Annotated in this window: 15 protein-coding genes and 1 pseudogene; 4 read left to right on the plus strand and 12 right to left on the minus strand. The window is 71.7% G+C overall.

The features are described from left to right. The coding region (locus AOJ26_RS23230; RefSeq protein WP_159044374.1) for a class I SAM-dependent methyltransferase at window positions 1–309 on the plus strand (309 nt) is incomplete at its 5' end. Here AOJ26_RS23230 and AOJ26_RS23235 read toward each other — a convergent pair. After that, complete coding sequence (locus AOJ26_RS23235; RefSeq protein WP_053850280.1) at window positions 306–854, minus strand: DUF402 domain-containing protein; 549 nt, start codon at window positions 852–854, stop codon at window positions 306–308. The two genes, AOJ26_RS23230 and AOJ26_RS23235, sit on opposite strands and share 4 nt — an antisense overlap. Next, on the minus strand, window positions 835–1,764 hold the full coding sequence (locus tag AOJ26_RS23240) for a GNAT family N-acetyltransferase (protein ID WP_053850281.1): 930 nt from the start codon (window positions 1,762–1,764) through the stop codon (window positions 835–837). The genes AOJ26_RS23235 and AOJ26_RS23240 overlap by 20 nt, the downstream gene beginning before the upstream one ends. 71 nt (window positions 1,765–1,835) lie before the next feature. Between AOJ26_RS23240 and AOJ26_RS23245 the strand changes: the two genes are divergently transcribed. Further along, window positions 1,836–2,207, plus strand: coding sequence for a GntR family transcriptional regulator (locus tag AOJ26_RS23245; RefSeq protein WP_179200187.1), 372 nt, complete (start codon window positions 1,836–1,838; stop codon window positions 2,205–2,207). Here the strand turns inward: AOJ26_RS23245 and AOJ26_RS23250 are convergent. Beyond that, window positions 2,192–2,977: a DUF72 domain-containing protein gene (locus AOJ26_RS23250; RefSeq protein ID WP_053850283.1), complete on the minus strand. Its 786-nt coding sequence runs from the start codon at window positions 2,975–2,977 to the stop codon at window positions 2,192–2,194. The two genes, AOJ26_RS23245 and AOJ26_RS23250, sit on opposite strands and share 16 nt — an antisense overlap. Window positions 2,978–2,992: 15 nt before the next feature. Next, entirely contained in the window at window positions 2,993–4,087 is a 1,095-nt protein-coding gene (locus tag AOJ26_RS23255; RefSeq protein ID WP_053850293.1) for a DUF5925 domain-containing protein, read from the minus strand. A 168-nt stretch (window positions 4,088–4,255) separates the two neighbouring features. On the opposite strand from AOJ26_RS23255, the gene AOJ26_RS23260 reads away from it, so the two are divergent. Continuing rightward, window positions 4,256–5,686, plus strand: coding sequence for a GH39 family glycosyl hydrolase (locus tag AOJ26_RS23260; protein WP_053850284.1), 1,431 nt, complete (start codon window positions 4,256–4,258; stop codon window positions 5,684–5,686). 13 nt (window positions 5,687–5,699) lie between these two features. Here AOJ26_RS23260 and AOJ26_RS23265 read toward each other — a convergent pair whose 3' ends face one another. The 6 genes from AOJ26_RS23265 to AOJ26_RS23290 form a co-directional block, all read right to left on the minus strand. Then, entirely contained in the window at window positions 5,700–9,533 is a 3,834-nt protein-coding gene (locus AOJ26_RS23265) for a lipopolysaccharide biosynthesis protein (protein ID WP_053850285.1), read from the minus strand. After that, window positions 9,526–10,326 (minus strand): polysaccharide deacetylase family protein, encoded by an 801-nt coding sequence (locus AOJ26_RS23270; protein ID WP_053850286.1) that lies wholly within the window; start codon window positions 10,324–10,326, stop codon window positions 9,526–9,528. Before AOJ26_RS23270 ends, AOJ26_RS23265 begins: the two co-directional genes overlap by 8 nt. Beyond that, window positions 10,319–11,308, minus strand: coding sequence for a glycosyltransferase (locus AOJ26_RS23275; RefSeq protein ID WP_053850287.1), 990 nt, complete (start codon window positions 11,306–11,308; stop codon window positions 10,319–10,321). Before AOJ26_RS23275 ends, AOJ26_RS23270 begins: the two co-directional genes overlap by 8 nt. Further along, a complete protein-coding gene (locus tag AOJ26_RS23280) occupies window positions 11,305–12,126 on the minus strand; it encodes a glycosyltransferase family 2 protein (RefSeq protein ID WP_053850288.1) in 822 nt (273 codons plus the stop codon). The genes AOJ26_RS23275 and AOJ26_RS23280 overlap by 4 nt, the downstream gene beginning before the upstream one ends. A 360-nt stretch (window positions 12,127–12,486) precedes the next feature. Then, window positions 12,487–13,608, minus strand: coding sequence for a GNAT family N-acetyltransferase (locus AOJ26_RS23285; RefSeq protein WP_053850289.1), 1,122 nt, complete (start codon window positions 13,606–13,608; stop codon window positions 12,487–12,489). Between the two features lies 1 nt (window position 13,609). Then, the gene (locus AOJ26_RS23290) at window positions 13,610–13,948 is read right to left on the minus strand and encodes a hypothetical protein (protein ID WP_324613997.1); all 339 of its coding nucleotides are present in this window, start codon (window positions 13,946–13,948) and stop codon (window positions 13,610–13,612) included. A 243-nt stretch (window positions 13,949–14,191) separates the two neighbouring features. On the opposite strand from AOJ26_RS23290, the gene AOJ26_RS23295 reads away from it, so the two are divergent. Beyond that, window positions 14,192–14,986 (plus strand): SGNH/GDSL hydrolase family protein, encoded by a 795-nt coding sequence (locus AOJ26_RS23295; RefSeq protein ID WP_053850291.1) that lies wholly within the window; start codon window positions 14,192–14,194, stop codon window positions 14,984–14,986. A gap of 7 nt (window positions 14,987–14,993) precedes the next feature. On the opposite strand, the gene AOJ26_RS23300 is transcribed toward AOJ26_RS23295, so the two are convergent. Together AOJ26_RS23300 and AOJ26_RS23305 are read right to left on the minus strand one after the other, a co-directional pair. Beyond that, a complete protein-coding gene (locus AOJ26_RS23300) occupies window positions 14,994–16,574 on the minus strand; it encodes a serine/threonine-protein kinase (RefSeq protein ID WP_053850292.1) in 1,581 nt (526 codons plus the stop codon). A gap of 75 nt (window positions 16,575–16,649) precedes the next feature. Continuing rightward, window positions 16,650–17,131 (minus strand): annotated as a pseudogene (locus AOJ26_RS23305) (nickel transporter); the annotation flags it as partial.

Below are 17,131 nucleotides of genomic sequence, written 5' to 3' on the forward strand. Positions count from 1 at the left end.
GTCGGTGAGGGCGCGCATTCTCCGGTGGGGGAGCAGCGGTTCGACGTCGTGCTCGTGCGGCATGTGCTGTGGGCGCTGCCGGAGCTCGGGCGGGTGCTGCGGCGGTGGTGGGGGCTGTTGCGGCCGGGCGGGCGGCTGGTGCTGGTGGAGGGGGTGTGGGCCGCCGCGGGGATATCGGCCGAGGTGGTGTCCGGGTTGGTGCGGCCGCTCGGTGGGCTCGTGCGGGTGGAGCGGCTGTCTCAGGACTCCCTGTTGTGGGGCAAGGACGTGGACGACGAGCGGTATGCGGTGGTGGTGCGGGGCGACTAGAGGGGTGGGAAACAGCGTTGAGTGTCGGCCGCGAGCTCGTCGGGGCCGGTCGCGCAGTTCCCCGCGCCCCTGAGGCGGGTCAACCGCTCCAGTTCGTTCAGAGCCGCCCATGCCGCTGACGCCGCCTCCGGGTCCCGCTCCGCCAGGCCGCTCTCCTCGAACTCGTCCTCGTCCAGGCGGAGTACGTCCTTGCCGTCCGCCGACACCCACAGGTCGAGGTCCAGGTCCTCCACGACCAGCTCGGCGCCGTTCAGGGCCGCCGGGCGGGTGATGTCGCAGTACCAGCCCTTCAGGGTGCCGTCGGCCGTGCGGACCTCCTTCACGGAGTACCAGCGGTCCCGCCAGTAGTGCTCGGTGAACACGTCGCCCGGCTCGAAGCGGACGAAGCCGAAGTCGCGGACTCCTTCTCCGGCCCAGGGAGCGCGGACCGTGACCCGGGTGCCGTCGTCGGTGAGCAGGTCCGCCGCGTAACGGATCTTCGTGCGGCCCCCCTTGAGCAGGACGACGTCCACCCGCTGCGGGGACTCAGGTGAGTTCGCGGACATGACGTACCTCCGTGGCGCAGATCTCGTATCCGAACCACTTGTTGATCGCGAGCATGGGTTCGTTGCCGGCGTCGTTGCCGGTCAGGGCCTCCGTGCAGCCGGCGGCGCGGGCGCGGTGCAAGGAGTGGTTCTTGGCGAGCTTGGCGAGGCCGCGCCCGCGGAAGGCGCGGGCGGTGCCGGTCATGGCGGTGGCGTAGCGGCCGGCGCCGTCGGTGTGGGCGGCGCTGAAGGCGGCCGGGCGGCCGTCGACGAGGGCGATCGTGGTCAGGGCACGGTCGAGGAGGGGGTGCTTCCAGTTCTCCTCGATCCACGCCTCGTAGTCCGTGAACTCGGTGTCCACGTCGCTCGGCTCGTCGCCCGAGGTCTCCGCGTCCAGCTCGAAGAAGAACCGTGGGTCGTCCCCGAAGTCGGCGGCGGTGCGCACCTCCACGTCCGGGGGGAGGGGCTGGAGCGGGGGCAGCGTGCCGTTCGCCAGGTCCAGGCGCAAAAAGTGCGCCGAGCGGCTGGGCCGGTAGCCGTGCCGCTCGGCGAACTCACGGTTCTGCGGCTCGTCCAGGACCCAGGAGAACAGCCTGGTCGCCCCGTGCGCCGCCAGGTGCTCCTCGGCGGTGCGGACGAGGAGGGCGCCGGCGCCGCGCCGGGTGCGGTCGGGGCGTACGTAGATGTTCAGATAGCCCTGGCCCGGTTCCGGGCTGTCGTGGGCGATGCCGACCTGGGCCGTGCCGATCACCTCGCCGTCCTCCTCGGCCACCAAGGAGGCGTAGTGCGCGTCCGGATGGGTGTGGACCAGGCGGTGCAGCACGCCGGCCGGGGTCCACAGCACGTACGGGAGGGCCAGATGACGGACGTGGGCGAAGCTCTCGACGTCGGCCGGGTCCTGGGGGCGCAGGTCGCGCACGATCACGGTCATGAAGGCGCACGTTACGGGGGAGGCCCGCCCGGATGCCTCTCATTTTCCGGCGGGTGCGGGACAATCGGCTCGTGACCTTGAAGATCCACATCGACGACAGCGCGCCGCCGTACGAGCAGGTGCGGGTGCAGATCTCCGAGCAGGCGCGGGCGGGGGTGCTGCCGGTGGGGTACCGGCTGCCGACCGTGCGGGGGCTCGCCGAGTCGCTCGGGCTCGCCGCGAACACCGTCGCCAAGGCGTACCGGGCGCTGGAGAGCGACGGGGTGATCGAGACGCGGGGGCGCAACGGCACGTTCGTGGCCGCCGCCGGCTCGGCCGCCGAGCGGGAGGCGGCGTCGGCCGCTCAGACCTACGCCGAGCGCGTGCGGCGGCTGGGGCTGACCGAGGCCGAGGCCCTGGCGGCCGTACAGGATGCCCTGCGGGCGGCTTACCGGGAGAGCTGAGCAGGGTCGGGCACCGCCGTGATGCGTCGTCGTGGCTGAGCGCCGTTGCGGCGGAGCAACGCTTCGAACACCGGTGCGTCGTGGACCGCCGCGCCGTTCGGGTCGTTGTTGAAGTACGCGTACACGTCCTCGTCGCCGGAGAAGGTCTGGGCGACGCGGTCCGCCCAGGTCTTCAGGGACTGCCTGCCGTAGCGCGGCCACGCCCGGGCCCGGCCCTCGTGGAAGCGGACGTACCCCCAGTCGGCGGTGCGCCACAGCGGGGTCACCGGACGGCCCCGGACGTCGGCCCAGCACAGGGCCGCGCCGCGGGTCTCCAGCACCTTGCGGGTCTCCGGCGTCCACCAGGACACGTGCCGGGGTTCGACCGCGACCCGGACCGAGGCGGGGAAACAGGCAAGGCAGGCGTCCAGCAGGTCCGGGTCGGCGCGCAGGGTCGGGGGCAGTTGCAGCAGCACCGGGCCCAGCCGGTCGCCCAGCCCCTCCGCGTGGCTCATCAGGCGGTGCACCGGTTCCTCCGGGTCCTTCAGCCGCTTGATGTGGGTCAGGTACCGGCTCGCCTTCACTGCCACCACGAAGTCCGCCGGCACCCGCTGCCGCCACGCCTCGAAGGTCTCCCGGGACGGCAGCCGGTAGAACGCGTTGTTGATCTCGACCGTCGGGAAGTGCGCCGTGTACTCCTCCAGCCAGAGCCGCAGGGGCACACCCTCGGGGTACAGGACGCCCCGCCAGTCCTTGTACTGCCATCCCGACGTGCCGACGAACAGCGCCATACCCCCATCAAAGCACTACAGGTACAGCCCCGCGTCCGCCCCGGGCCGCGGCTCCGGCACCGCCGTCGGCGACGTCCCCCGGCGCAGCGCGTACAGCTCCGCCAGGGTGGCCCCCTCCCGGCCCACGCCCTCCTCGGTGCCGAGCCAGCCCACCGCCTCCCGGCGGGTCAGCGGACCCACCTCGATCCGGGCCAGGCAGCGCCCGGGGCGGACCACGGCGGGGTGCAGGCGCTCCAGGTCCTCGTTGGTGGTGACGCCGACCAGGACGTTGCGTCCCTGGCCGAGCAGGCCGTCGGTCAGGTTCAGCAGCCGCGACAGGGCCTGGCCCGCCGTGTGCTTCGCCTCGCCGCGGATCAGCTCGTCGCAGTCCTCCAGGAGCAGCAGCCGCCAGCGGCCCTTGCCCGTGGAGTCCTCCTCGCCGATCGCGATGTCCATCAGATAGCCGACGTCGCTGAACAGCCGCTCCGGGTCCAGCACGCAGTCCACCTGGCACCAGTCCCGCCAGGAGCGGGCCAGCGTGCGCAGGGCGGAGGTCTTCCCGGTGCCCGGCGGCCCGTGGAGCAGGAGCAGCCGGCCCGCGATGTCCTGCGGGGTCGTCTTCATCAGGCGGTCCATCGCGTCGGCGACCGGTGCCGTGTAGTTCTCCCGCACCTCCTCCCAGGTGCCGGCGGAGATCTGCCGGGTGGTGCGGTGCGGGCCGCGCCTGGGGGAGACGTACCAGAAGCCCATCGTCACGTTCTCCGGCTGGGGTTCGGGCTCGTCCGCCGCCCCGTCGGTGGCCTGGTCGAGGACCTTCTTGGCCAGGTCGGCGTCGGTCGCCGTGACGGTGACGTCGGCGCCGCGGTTCCAGCGGGAGATCAGCAGGGTCCAGCCGTCGCCCTCGGCGAGGGTCGCGCTGCGGTCGTCGTCGCGGGCGACGCGCAGCACCCGGGCGTCCGGCGGCAGCAGCGTGGCCCCGGAGCGGACCCGGTCGATGTTGGCCGCGTGCGAGTACGGCTGCTCGCCCGTCGCGAAGCGGCCGAGGAACAGCGCGTCGACGACGTCGGACGGCGAGTCGCTGTCGTCGACGTTGAGCCGGATCGGCAGAGCGTCGTGTGGGTTCGCAGACATGCCGCCCATGATCCGGCACGAGTACCCCCCACGCATCCGGTTTCCGTGGTGCGCCAGGTGTGTCGGGCGTGTCCCCGTGCTTCCGCTCTGTCCCGTACATCCTGTTACAGAGCTGTGCATCTCCGGCATCTGCCCGCACAGGTGTGTTCGCGGATACCGTTGCCCTCGATGGGACGTCATGAGTGGAACTCGGGGGCACGGCGGTGGCGGCTCACCGCTCTGCTCGGTGTGGGCGCGGCGGCTCTGGCGCTGGTCGTGACCCTTCTGAACACGCTTCCGGGCAGCGGCGCGGGCACCGACGGCACCTCCCGCAACGGCGACAGGGTCCACGGCACTCCGACGACCACGCCGGACGCGGACACCCCGGACGTCGGCTGGGGCTTCACGCACACCCAGTTCAGCGCCGACGAGGGCAGCGCAGCGGCCACCGACCGGGTCCGGCAACGGATCGAGGACGCGGGCGGACTCCCGCAGAACCAGCACATCATGGGCTGGGGCGCCGACAACCCCGAGCCGGTGAAGGGGCGTTACGACTTCGAGGACCTGGACCGGCGCGTCGACTTCATCCGCGCCTCCGGGTCCACCCCGACCATCACCCTGTGCTGTGCGCCGGACTGGATGAAGGGCGGCGAGGCGGGCGTCGGCAACACCGACTGGAGCAAGGCCGCGCTGGAGACCGCGCCGGATCCCGCGCACTTCGAGGACTACGCCGCCCTCGCCGCGACCGTCGCCAAGCGCTACCCGGACGTGCGCCACTTCATCGTCTGGAACGAGTTCAAGGGCTTCTGGAACGACGCGCAGGCCCGCTGGGACTACGAGGGGTACACCCGGCTCTACAACCTGGTCTACCAGGCGCTGAAGAAGGTCGACCCCGAGATCATGGTGGGCGGTCCCTATCTCGTGATGGACAGCGTCGACCCGCGCTCGGCGGACGCCTCCGCGACCTTCAAGGGCCCCTGGGGCGCGATGGACCAGCGCATCCTCGACGCCTTCGACTACTGGAACAGGAACAAGGCCGGCGCCGACTTCGTGGTCGTGGACGGCTCCAGCTACACCAACGACGACGAGTTGCTGCCGGACGAGTTCGCGGCCACCGACAAGTTCACGGCGGTGAGCCGGTGGGTGCGGCAGCGGACCGGGAACCTGCCGCTGTGGTGGGCCGAGTACTACGTCGAACCCGCCGACAGCCGGGACGAACGCGAGGGCTGGTCCGAGAACCGCCGGGTCGCCGTGCAGGCCGCCGGAATGATCGCGCTGGCCAGGGGCGGCACCACGTCCGCCTTCTACTGGAACCCGGAGAACGAGAAGGGCACGGACTGCGCGGGCTGCCTCTGGACGCCGACGAGCGGCAAGGACGGCGGGCAACCGCTGCCGATGTACGACCTCCTCAGCCGCTTCGGCAGGGCGTTCCCGCCGGGAACCGCCTACTCGACCGTCCCCGTCGCCCCCGACGACGTGCCCAACGTCCGCGTCCTCGCCACCGACAGCACGGTCCTGGTGGTCAACACCCTGGACCGGAAGATCAGCGCGAAGGTCGACGGGAAGCGGTTCGACATGCAGGCCTACGAGGTCAAGTGGCTCACCCGCCGAGCCACTTGACCTCCGGGGGGCCTCACTTCATGGTCAGGAACCGCTGCACCAGGGCCGCCAGGAACACCGCGAGGAGCGGCAGCGCGAACCAGAAGCTGCTCTGCAGCCACCGCAGCTGCCGTACCCCCGGCCGCACGGCGACCCGCACCACCTCACGGGCCGACAGCAGCAGGATGAGCGCCAGCGCGGCCAGCGCCCCCACCACCGACCAGGGCGTCCAGGTCACCTGAGGTCCGATCGGCCCCGGATCGGCCTTCGGGACCTTCCCGGCGGGCTGGTCGCGCAGGGCGTACATCGTCACGTCGTCGTTGGTGAGGACCCGCTTGAGCTCCTTGCGGCTGTCGAGGTTGTCGAGCAGCCGCGGCTCCCACGTCCGCGAATAGCCCACGTCGAGGCGCAGATACGTGACCTGGCTGACGTTGACCATCAGGTACGAGTTCGGGCCCGCGTCCCTGAGCGCCTTGACCAGGCCCGACACCAGCACCGGGTCGGTCGGCGCCAGGGTCGGCAGGTACGAGACCTTCTCCATGTCCTTCGCGCCCCACGGCATCGCCGGGGTCACGTTGTTCACCGTGTCGTCGGACAGCCACAGCACCCGGACGGACGGATCGTCGTGGGCGTAGACGTAGTTCATGGCGGCGACCTCGCCGGGCTGGATCCGCTCGAACGGCTCGTTGCCCCAACGGGCCACCAGGAAGCCGCCGACGAGCAGCAGACCCGCCATCAGCGCCGCCACCGGGGCGAGGCTCACCCTGTCCTTCTCGCGCTCCTTCGCGGTGACGCCGGTGCGCGGGAACAGCGCCAGCGCGGCGAGCAGACCGGCACCCGGCAGGGCGAACATGAAGACCCGCAGGGCCATCTCGCCGCCGTACGACTGCATGCCGAAGCCGAGGAACGGCACGAAGGTGAGGACGAGCAGCGCCGCTTCCCGGTACCTGTGCTCACGCCGCCGCCACCAGCCGTAGCACGCGAGCGCCATGACCCCGCCGGCCAGCAGCACGCGCACGTACAGGACCAGCTTGTGGGTCGAACTGCCGCCCTCGATACGGCCGGAGACCGACGAGGAGACATTGCCGCCGACGCCGCCGACCCCGCCGAACAGGTCGTCGAAGTGACCCGACCAGTACGGCTCCGCCATCCAGCCGATCCAGGCGGTCACCATGACCGCGAACAGGACGGGCAGGCCCCGCAGTTCGCTGCGGCCGATCAGCACGAGCGCCGCCAGCACGCCGAGCATCACGAACGGGGTGAGCTGGTGGGCGGGCACGCTCGCCGCGAACAGGCCGATCAACACCGCGAGGAGCACGGCCCGTTGGCGGCGGTTCGTGGGTTCGACCTCCGCCTCGCCGGGGCGCCGCTTCGTCCAGATCACGCGCGGGGCGCGGAACCAGACGAGCAGCACCGCCACGAACACCAGGTACAGCAGATAGGTGAAGCCCTGCGGGGAGAAGTAGTCCTGACCGACCCAGCCGCTCAGCACGAAGATCCAGATGCCGGTCCACTTGGCCCGCCAGCTCGCCCGCATGTGCCGGACGAGGAGGAACATCGGCACCAGATAGGCGAGTTGGATTGCGGTCGGCCACCAGCGGATGACCTCGGTGAAGTCCGTGACCCCGCACGCCTGCGCCACGAACGCGGCCGCCGCGAAGAAGCCCGGCCAGCTCCAGCGGGCGTCCAGGTCGGGCACCGCGGAGCCGGTCCGGTCGATGTAGTCGATGAACCCGAGGTGCTGCCAGGCCGTCGCGAACCGCGGTTCGGCCTCGATCACCGCGGGCAGCGCGTGCAGCGAGACCACCGTCGCCACCAGCGTGAGCAGCAGCAGCGCCTTGTGCTCGCGGCCCAGCCACAGCAGCGAGGCGAACACCACGACCAGCAGCGCCGCGCCGGCCAGGGTCGGCAGCGGCAGGACCGAGATCAGCCCGAGCCCGCCCATCCGGTCCAGGTCGGCCTCGCCCAGGCCCAGTACCGGCACCCAGTACAGGAACAGCGCCACGGCCAGCAGACCGCCCAGGAACGTCCCGAGCCAGGTGGGCTGGAGCCGCTCCCGCGGAGACAGGGGCCGCGGCGGCTCCACGGGCCGCGGAGCCTCCTCGGGTACCACCGGCTCCTCCGCTGCGACGGGCTCCTCCCGTACGGCGATCTCCTTGCCCGCGTCGAAGGCCACCTCGAACGGGGCGTCCACCTCCGGCTCGGACGGGCCCAGGGACGACTCGGAGCCGGGCTCGCGCTGTTCCACCGGAAGTCCCAGGTCGGGCGGCTTCCGCAGCGCCCACGTCGGCCGGTCGCGCGTCACGCCGGTCACGGGCGTGCCGGTGGGCGGGGTGCCGGGTCCCGGGCGTACGTCGGGACGGCGTTCCAGGTGGTCGAAGTCGACGTGGATGCCCAGCGCGAGGGTGTCCTGGTCGAGCGCCCAGCCGGGGCGCCGGGTGCGTCCGGCGGCCGGTGCCTCGCGCGCCCCGAGGTCGGCGAGGTCGCCGTCGGGAGCGGCGGCCGCGGGCACCTCGGCGGCCGGGGCGTGCCGGACCGTCCGGTACAGCCGGGGCGCGGCGATCGCGACGATCACCGCGAGCGAGGAGATCTCGGCGACGCCCGCCCCGGTGAGCCCCATGCGGGGCAGGAGCAGCAGGGTCAGACCGAGCACCATGGCACACAACAGGCCCTGCAACCAGGCGAGTCCGGAGGTCCGGCTCTGTGCGCGCAGCACCGCGAAGTACGTCTCCATGACGACCCGGAGCACCGCGCCGACGGCGAACCAGCGCAGCAGCGGGGTGGCCGCGTCCGCGTAGCCCGCCCCGAACACGCCGAGGATCCAGGGCGCCCCGAAGAACAGGATCCCGGCCACCGGCAGCATGATCCGCGCCATCCGCTTCAGCGCGGCACGGGTGTTGGCGGCCAGCCGGCCCGGGTCGTGCGAGCCCTCGACGGTCAGCGATGCGCCCATGTTGATGGCGAGCAGGTTGCAGGTGCCGCCGATCGTCGTGGTGATGTAGAAGTACGCGTTGTCCTGGGAGCTGACCTGGGAGGCCACGATCACCGGCACCAGGTAGACCACGGCGAGCGAGAACAGCGAGCCGGTGTAGTCGCCCGCGAGGAAACGCCCGATCTCCCTCAGGGAGGGCGGCTCGGCGTGGTCCTCGGTCGCCTTCACATGGCGCGGCGCCAGGCGCCGGAACACCAGCCAGCCCAGCGGCAGCACGGACACGGCGATCGCCGCGACCCACGACACGAAGACACCCGCCGTCGGGATCGCCACCGCGAACGCGACCAGGAGCCCCAGCTTGACCGCGGAGAACACGGTGTTGCCGACCGGCACCCACAGCGCGCTGCGCAGCCCGGTCAGCACGCCGTCCTGGAGGGTGAGTACGTTCCAGGCGACGACGGCGGCGATGAAGCCCAGGCCGTTCACCGGCCCGTGCAGGAACCGGTACGACGGCCCCCACACGTCCAGGGTGAGCAGGAAGACCACCGCGGCGATCGCCACGACTACCGAACTGCCCGCGTACGTACGGGCGATGAGGCGTCCGGTGGCCCGGCCCGCGACCGGTATGAAGCGGGCCAGCGCCCCGGTCAGGGTCACCGCGGTCAGTCCCGCGAGGAGTTTCATCGCGGCGATCGCGGCGGAGCCCTGGCCGACCGCCGACTCGGAGTAGTAGCGGGCCGCCGCCAGCCAGAAGCCGAGGCCCAGCACCGCGGAGATGCCGGTGTTGAGCATCAGCGCGTAGGCGTTGCGGAAGAGCTGGCTGCCGCCCCCGCCCCCGCCCCTGCCGAGGCCGGGCAGCCGAAGACGGCGCCCCGACTGCTCGGGCGCCTTGGCCGCGGTCGACTCGGGCTCGGTCGTGGTCGTCGTGTCAGACACGGGAACGGGAGACCTTCCGGCGGACCTGTCGTGCTCTTCGGACCAACGCGTACCCCTTGGTGAGGGCACGGTCCCTGGCGAAGCTCCGGGCGATCGCCCGGCCCCGGACGAGCCGCTCGAACTCCTCGGCCGTGGTGGCCCGGCGCACGGTCAGCCGGGTCAGCGCGTACGGCCCCTGGCGGCGCCGCGCGAGGCCGTTGTTCACGGCGAGCGCCTGGCCGTACCCGGTCTCGCGGACCGCCTCGCGCACCCGGCGGCTGGAGTAGCCGTACGGGTAGGCGAGCGAGGCCGGCGCGGTGCCGAGCTCGTCGGTGACGATCTCCCTGGAGTGGATCAGCTCGTGGCGCAGCGCGGTGTCGTCGAGCTGGTCGAGCTGCGGGTGCGTGTGGGTGTGGCCGCCGATCTCGACGTCCGCCGCGGCGAGTTCGCGGACCTGGTCCCAGTCCAGCATGGTGTCCAGGCCGCCGCCGGTGTCGTACGGCCCACGGAGCCAGCCGGTGGTGACGAACACCGTGGCCGGGAAGCCGTGCTTGGCGAGCACGGGCAGGGCGTGCCGGTGGACGCCCTCGTAGCCGTCGTCGAAGGTGATCAGCACGGGCCGCGCGGGCAGCGGTCGGCCGGTGCGCCAGCGGGCCGCGAGATCCGCCGTCCTGATCGGCGTCAGCCCCGACTCGGCGACCAGCTCCATCTGCCGGGCGAAGGCCTCCGGGGACACCGACAGCACGCGGGTGGCGTCGTTCGGGTCGGTGGCGACCGAGTGGTACATGAGGATGGGTACGGGCGGCTCAGCCATCTCTGTCCCCCTCTACGTCCACGACCGAGAACGTGGCCGCGCCGCGCCGCGCCCGGACGGAGCCGACCACGTACCCGCCGGCCGCCGTGAGCACCCCGGCGACGATCGCGCCCGCCCGGCCCGCCCCGCCCGGCCGGGCCAGTGCCGCGTCCCGCAGCCCGCGCACCACCCCGGCCGGCAGCACCCGGGTGGCGTACCGGCGCTCGGACTCGAGTCCCTTGTCGGCGCCCACACTTCGGGCCACCAGGGCCTTGGACAGGCCCTCCGCGTAGGCGCGTGCGCGGAAGTACCCGAAGTGCTCGCGCGCCTCGGGCACCCGGTGGTGGATCACCGCACGGTCGTCGATCAGCAGGACCGCGTCCGGGGCGGCCCGGCTCAGCCGGATGCACAGCTCCGTCTCCTCGCAGCCCAGCGGGCGCTTGTCGCCGTCCCGCCCGATGCCGGTGGCGAAGCCGCCCGCCGCGTCGAAGGCGCTGCGGCGGAAGGAGGCGTTGCCGCCGAGGACGTTGCGGACCCGGACCAGGCCGGCCGGGATGCCCTTGTAGGTGCAGCCCACCACCCAGTCGAACTCCTCCGGGAACCAGGGCGGCCTGCGCCCCGACGCCCAGATCGGCACCGTACGGCCGCCGACCGCCATGACCCGCGGGTCGGCGTAGGCGGCCGCGAAGTGCCGCAGCCAGTCGCGCTCGGCGACGGCGTCGTCGTCCAGGAAGGCGATCACCTCGCCCCGCGAGGCGGAGATCCCCGTGTTGCGGCCCGCGGACAGGCCGCGGGGGCCCGCGTTGGCGAGCACCCGGACCTCCTCGGCCTCCTTGTACTCCTTGGCCAGCCGGTCCCGGAGCGCCGCGTTGTGGTCGACGACCAGCAGCGTCTCCAGGGCCGGGTACGACTGCGTCCGCACCGAGGCGACCGCCGCGAGGATGTCCTCCCAGCGGTCCTCGGTGTACACGCAGATCACGACGGAGACGTCGGGACCGCTCAAGACACCTCTCCCCGGACCGAGTCGAGCATCGGCGAGTGATGGGCGCGGCGGCGCAGCGCACGCCGGTTGGACCGCTCCCCGAGGATCACCTTGAGCACCCGGAACCCGTCCCGCACGGCCCGCAGATTGCTCGCGCCGTGGATGCGCAGGTACTCGTAGCTCGGTATCTCCTGCACCTTCAGCCCCGCCTTGACGACCCGGATGTTCATCAGGGTCTCCACCTCGAAGCCCGTGCAGTCGAGGTCGATCTTGTCGAGGCAGTGCCGCCAGAAGGCGTTGTACCCGTAGCAGAGGTCCGTGTAGCGGGCGCCGAACTTGCGGTTGACGATGGTGCACAGCGCCCAGTTGCCGAGCTTGCGGATGAAGGTCATGTCGTCGGTGCCGCCGCCGTTGGCGAAGCGGGACCCCTTGGCGAAGTCCGCGCCCGAGACGAGGGCGGAGACGTAGGAGACGATCTCGTTGCCGTCGGCCGAGCCGTCCGCGTCGATCATGACGACGATGTCACCGGTGCAGGCCTCGAACCCGGTGATCAGGGCGTCCCCCTTGCCCTTGCCGTGCTGCTTCACGACCTTGACCTCGGGCCACAGTTCGCGGGCCACCGCGACGGTGTCGTCCGTGGAGTTGCCGTCCACCAGGACCACTTCGTGGATCCAGTCCGGAAGGGTCTTGAAGACGTACGGAAGGTTCTCCGCCTCGTTCATGGCGGGTATGACCACGCTCACCGGTGGCGCGATGGCCAGATGGGTGGAGATCGGCCGGTACTGGCTGGCTGTCGGCACATCCTGGCCCGCAGTCGCCGGGCGCAGAACTGAACTCATGAGTCTGGTTCCCTCTCGTCCGGTGGACCGCCCGCCCCTGGGCGGTCCGGCTTGTTGCTCCGGTTCGAAAGGGGGGTTCTCACTCACGGCATGCCGGAAGGAATCTCCGTACGTGCCGGGTGAGCTGGCAAAGCTGGCCGACCGCCGTCGTGCTGTGCTTGTCCGAAGAGACGACAGCCGGTCGCGCGGCACGACTCGGTCACCTGCGGTCACCGAGCACGGCACCCCCCTACCGCGCCCCGCGTCCCCCGTCGCGGTCCTTGAGCCCTCCCCTAGAGCCGCTCGATGACGGGACGATGCGGGTGTGATGTATGACGGTATTGACGTTTGAACCTGTATGGCAAGACCTGGAACGAGGTCTCACGTTTTTGTTGGTTTGACCGTTACAGACGCGCCGGAGCGGATCTTTCCCAGTTTCTTCAGCAGCCTGTCGGCGGGTTCGAACAGCTCCGGACGTGCCACCACGGCGTTGCGCAGTGCCCGCACCGGAACCCGGCGGACGCGGTGTCCGACCGCGACCGGGTGCCGGCGGGTCACCCACCCCTCCGACACGGTCAGGTCCCGTGTCTTCAGGGAGTCCTTGTACTCCTTCTGCCCCCGGCCCAGATCGAGGTGGGCGATGCCGTCGGCGGCCGCCGCCTCGGCCATCCGCAGGTGCAGGACCAGGCCCGGCGAGTACTTCGCGTACTCCGGGTCGTAGGCCGGGAACCAGCACGCGAGCACCCGCTCGGTGCGCAGCCCGAAGTGGGCGGCGACCGGCTTCCCGTCGGCGTACAGCACCGAGAGGATCCCGGCGAACGACTCCGAGCGGGTGTGGAAGAGCTGCTCCACCAGCCGGGCGATCCACTCGTGCGCGAAGCGGTCGCTGCGGCCGGTCCTGCGGTACTGGGCGGACTTCCAGGCCATCAGGGCGCGCAGGGCGGCCGGGTCGCGCTCGTCGTGGACGTAGCGCACCCCGCTCGCGGTGCGGGTGAGTCTGCGCTCCTTGGCGAGGGTGGTGCGGGTGAACTTCGGCGAGCGCTCCCGCAGCCCGGCCAGATAGGTCTCGTAGCCCTGCTCGACGTCCATGACCGGAGAGGGGAACCGCCCGGAGGCCCCCGCCTCGAACGGCCCCTGTCCCTCCACCAGATGGTCGAACTCCCAGACGACGAGCCCGCAGGCGCGCAGCAACTCCCGTGCGTCCCAGGTGAATCCGGGCCCGTGCACCATCCCCTGGGCGTCCGAGACGCCGAGTCCGACGGCCCGGCCGACACCGGTGGCGGTCCTCTGGAAGGGCAGGAACGCCACGCGCTCGCCCTCTTCCCGTACGACGGCGATCCGCACACCCCGCCTGCACCGGCCCACGGCGAGTGCGAACTCGGGGGACAGGAAGGGGTTCGCCAGGCCCGGCGAGCCCAGGAGATGGGCCTTGGACTGCAGAGCGGTCCACGCCACCCGGTCGGCAGCGCTCAGCTCGCCGGGGCGGTACACGCTGATGTCCACGTCAGGCGTCCTGGCCCTTCGCCGTGCGGCGCCGTCGCAGCAGCACCAGCAGGAGGATGAGGGCACTGATCACGGCCATCGCCGTGACTCCGCCGCGTGCCGACCAGCGGTGCGTGGCCAGCATGCCCTGAGCCACCAGCATGTTGAGGACGACCGAGCCGGCCAGCGAGGCCAGCACCCGGGCGAACGGATCGAAGCCGCGCAGGGCGGCGGCGATGCCCGCGGCGGGTGCCGCGAGCAGGAAGAAGAGCGTGAGCGGAGCGCGCAGCGGTGAGTCGGAGCCGGTGAGCGCGAGCAGTGCGCCGCATCCCCCCACGGCGCTCGCCGCGCCCGCGAGCAAGGGCGTCAGGTCCCTTCCCGGCGCACGGGAAGGTCTCCGGATGTCTGTTGTCTGCATGGGCGACGTTTCCCCCCAGAAAGCGCCGGATGCCGGGCTTCAATGTCGCGCAGCGCCTGGGGGAGCGTCAAGAGCGCACAGCCCCGCGGTCGATGGCGCCGGCACCGATTTTGGCATGGACACTTCCCGTCGCTACGTGTCGTTGCTACGACGGATACGGCAGAGATCCTGCTAAAGGGAGGTTCCATGAGACGTTCCCGATTTGCCGCGTACGTCGGCTCGCTCCTCCTCGCCCTCGCCGCAGTCCTCACCGGGACAGGCACCGCCCACGCCGCCGAGGGCCCCTATGTGGCCCTGGGCGACTCGTATTCCTCGGGTGTCGGCGCCGGCAGCTACCTCACGTCGAGCGGCGACTGCAAGCGCAGCACGAAGTCCTACCCCTACCTCTGGGCGGCCGCCCACTCACCCTCGTCGTTCGCGTTCACCGCCTGCTCGGGCGCCCGTACGGGTGATGTTCTGGCGAACCAGCTCACCCCGCTCAGCTCCGCCACCGCCCTCGTCTCCATCAGCATCGGAGGCAACGACGCCGGCTTCGCCGACGTCATGACGACCTGTGTGCTCCAGTCCGACAGCTCCTGCCTCTCCCGGATCAACACCGCGAAGGCGTACGTCGACTCGACCCTCCCGGGCCAACTCGACGCCGTCTACACACAGATCAGCGACAGGGCCCCCAACGCCCACGTGGTCGTCCTCGGCTACCCCCGCTTCTACAAGCTCGGCACCACCTGCCTCGGCCTCTCCGAGACCAAGCGCAAGGCCATCAACGACGCCGCCGACCACCTCGACGACGCCATCGCCAAGCGGGCCGCGGACCACGGCTTCACGTGGGGCGACGTCCGCTCCGCCTTCACCGGCCACGAACTCTGCTCCGGCAGTGCCTGGCTGCACAGCCTCAACCTGCTCAACATCGGCGAGTCCTACCACCCGACCGCGGCCGGCCAGTCCGACGGCTACCTCCCGGTCCTGAACAGCGCGGCCTGAACCCCCCTCACGGGGACGCAGAGGAGGAGGCCCCGCCGGTGGCACCGGACGGGGTCTCCGCCACACACGTCAGCGAGAACGGAACCGACTCGGACGTCTTCTCGACGGGCTCGCGAACCTCCACGCTGATGGTGTCCTCGAACGTCCCGCTGTCGTCCTGCGTGGTGACGAACCGCCGGTCCTCCTGCGTCCGGTCACCGCCGGCCGGGAACGTGAGCGTCTTCCAACTGCCGTTCACCGAGCCCTTCTCCGACACCCAGCGGTAGGTCACCGTCGCCGGGAGCCGCCCGACCGTCAGCCTGACCGTGAAGGTGGGGGCCGCGGACCTGTCCGGCGGGCACGTGCCCGTGTACTCGGTGTGCGAGCCCGACAGCGAGACGTCCACCGACTGCGGCGGGGGCGCGCTCGTGGTGCTCTTGCTCGGACTCGGCGACGGGGAGTCCTCACCCGTCTCGTCGGCCTTGGTCGGCGCGGGCGAACTCACCGCCGGAGCGGAGTCCTTGGCGGTCTCCCCGTCCTTGTCGCCGTTGTCACGGTTCAGCAGCGCGTACGTCAGCCCCGCGATCGCCAGCGCCACGGCCAGCACACCCGCGACCAGGAAGACGGCCGCACGGCGGTCGCGCTCCGGTGGCCGGGAGGCCGTGGCAGTGGAGGTGGGCGTGGGCGCTGGCCGGTACGGGGCCGTCGGCGGCTCCTGCGGGAAGGGCGCCGCGACGGTCGGGGCGTACGGCCCCGCCTGCACGGCGTCCGCCCGGGGCGTGCCACCCGCCCCGATGATCCGCAGCTCCTGCTCGGCCTGCTCGGCCGGCAGCCGCTCCGCCGGGTCCTTGCGCAGCAGCCCCTCGATCACCGGCGCGAGCGGACCGGCCCGGTACGGCGGCGGCAGCTCCTCGTCCACGATCGCGCGCAGGGTGCTCAGCGGAGTGTTCTGGCGGAACGGCGAGTTGCCCTCGACGGCGGCGTACAGCAGCACGCCCAGCGACCACAGGTCCGACTCCGGGCCCGGGGTGCGGCCGAGCGCCCGCTCCGGGGCGAGGAACTCGGGGGAGCCGATGACCTCGCCGGTCATGGTGAGCGCCGAGCTGCCCTCGACCTGGGCGATGCCGAAGTCGGTGAGCACCACCCGGCCGTCGTTCGACAGCAGTACGTTGGCGGGCTTCACGTCCCGGTGCAGCACCCCGGCCTCGTGCGCGGCCCGCAGCGCGGAGAGCACCTCGGCGCCGATGTGCGCGGTGCGCTGCGGACTGAGCGGGCCCTCCGCGTCCAGGAGTTCGGCGAGCGAGATGCCGCGCACCAGCTCCATGACGATCCACGGGCGGCCGTCCTCGGTGGCCACGTCGTACACGGTCACCACGTTGCGGTTGGCGACCCGGGCCGCCGCCCACGCCTCGCGTTCCAGGCGGGCGTACAGCCGCTCGACCTCGTGCGTGGGCAGTCCGTGCGGTGCGCGCACCTCCTTGACGGCGACCTCGCGGTGCAGCACCTCGTCACGGGCCCGCCACACGGTTCCCATGCCGCCCTCGCCGAGCGGGGACAGGAGGCGGTAGCGGCCCGCGATCACTCGTTCACTGCCCGGTTCTTCGGACACGGGCGTCCCCCATTCGCATCCGGGCGAAATCTCCACTCCGCGTGATGTTGCACGTGAATTCTGTACAAAAGTAGCTCAGCCGAGTGCGGATGCCGCCCCCTTGAGCACCAATCCTGCCCCGAGAGCCACCACGACGAACGCCGACATCAGGGGCGCGGTCCTGCGCACCAGGGCGGTCACCGGGCTCGTGGCCAGGCGGGGGCGCCTGTCCAGCAGCCGTGTGACTCCACTGCCCAGCCTGACGACGGCGAATCCGGCCGCGGTCAGGGTCAGGGCCAGCCCGACCCCGTACGCCACGACGAGCAGCAGCCCGAACCAGGCCTGCCCCAGCGCGGCGGCACCGACGAGCACGACGACGGCGGACGGGCTGGGCACGAGGCCGCCGGCGAAGCCGAGCAGGATCGTGCCGCGGAGGGTGGGGGCGACGGCGTGGGTGTGGGTGAAGCCGCCGTGGGTGTGCTCCAGGGTGTGGGGGTGGTCGTGACCGTGGGGGTGCGGGTGCCCGTGGTCGTGACCGTGGTCATGGGGGTGCGGGTGCCCGTGATCGTGGCTGTGGT

Source organism: Streptomyces sp. NRRL B-24085 (assembly GCF_001282115.1).
Taxonomy (GTDB): domain Bacteria; phylum Actinomycetota; class Actinomycetes; order Streptomycetales; family Streptomycetaceae; genus Streptomyces.

Bases quoted from the DNA above. Each gene is read 5' to 3' on its own strand.
- AOJ26_RS23270 (WP_053850286.1), bottom strand. From the start codon at position 10,326: ATGGCTGAGCCGCCCGTACCCATCCTCATGTACCACTCGGTCGCCACC.
- AOJ26_RS23255 (WP_053850293.1), bottom strand. From the start codon at position 4,087: ATGTCTGCGAACCCACACGACGCTCTGCCGATCCGGCTCAACGTCGAC.
- AOJ26_RS23280 (WP_053850288.1), bottom strand. From the start codon at position 12,126: ATGAGTTCAGTTCTGCGCCCGGCGACTGCGGGCCAGGATGTGCCGACA.
- AOJ26_RS23235 (WP_053850280.1), bottom strand. From the start codon at position 854: ATGTCCGCGAACTCACCTGAGTCCCCGCAGCGGGTGGACGTCGTCCTG.
- AOJ26_RS23240 (WP_053850281.1), bottom strand. From the start codon at position 1,764: ATGACCGTGATCGTGCGCGACCTGCGCCCCCAGGACCCGGCCGACGTC.
- AOJ26_RS23250 (WP_053850283.1), bottom strand. From the start codon at position 2,977: ATGGCGCTGTTCGTCGGCACGTCGGGATGGCAGTACAAGGACTGGCGG.
- AOJ26_RS23260 (WP_053850284.1), top strand. From the start codon at position 4,256: ATGGGACGTCATGAGTGGAACTCGGGGGCACGGCGGTGGCGGCTCACC.
- AOJ26_RS23295 (WP_053850291.1), top strand. From the start codon at position 14,192: ATGAGACGTTCCCGATTTGCCGCGTACGTCGGCTCGCTCCTCCTCGCC.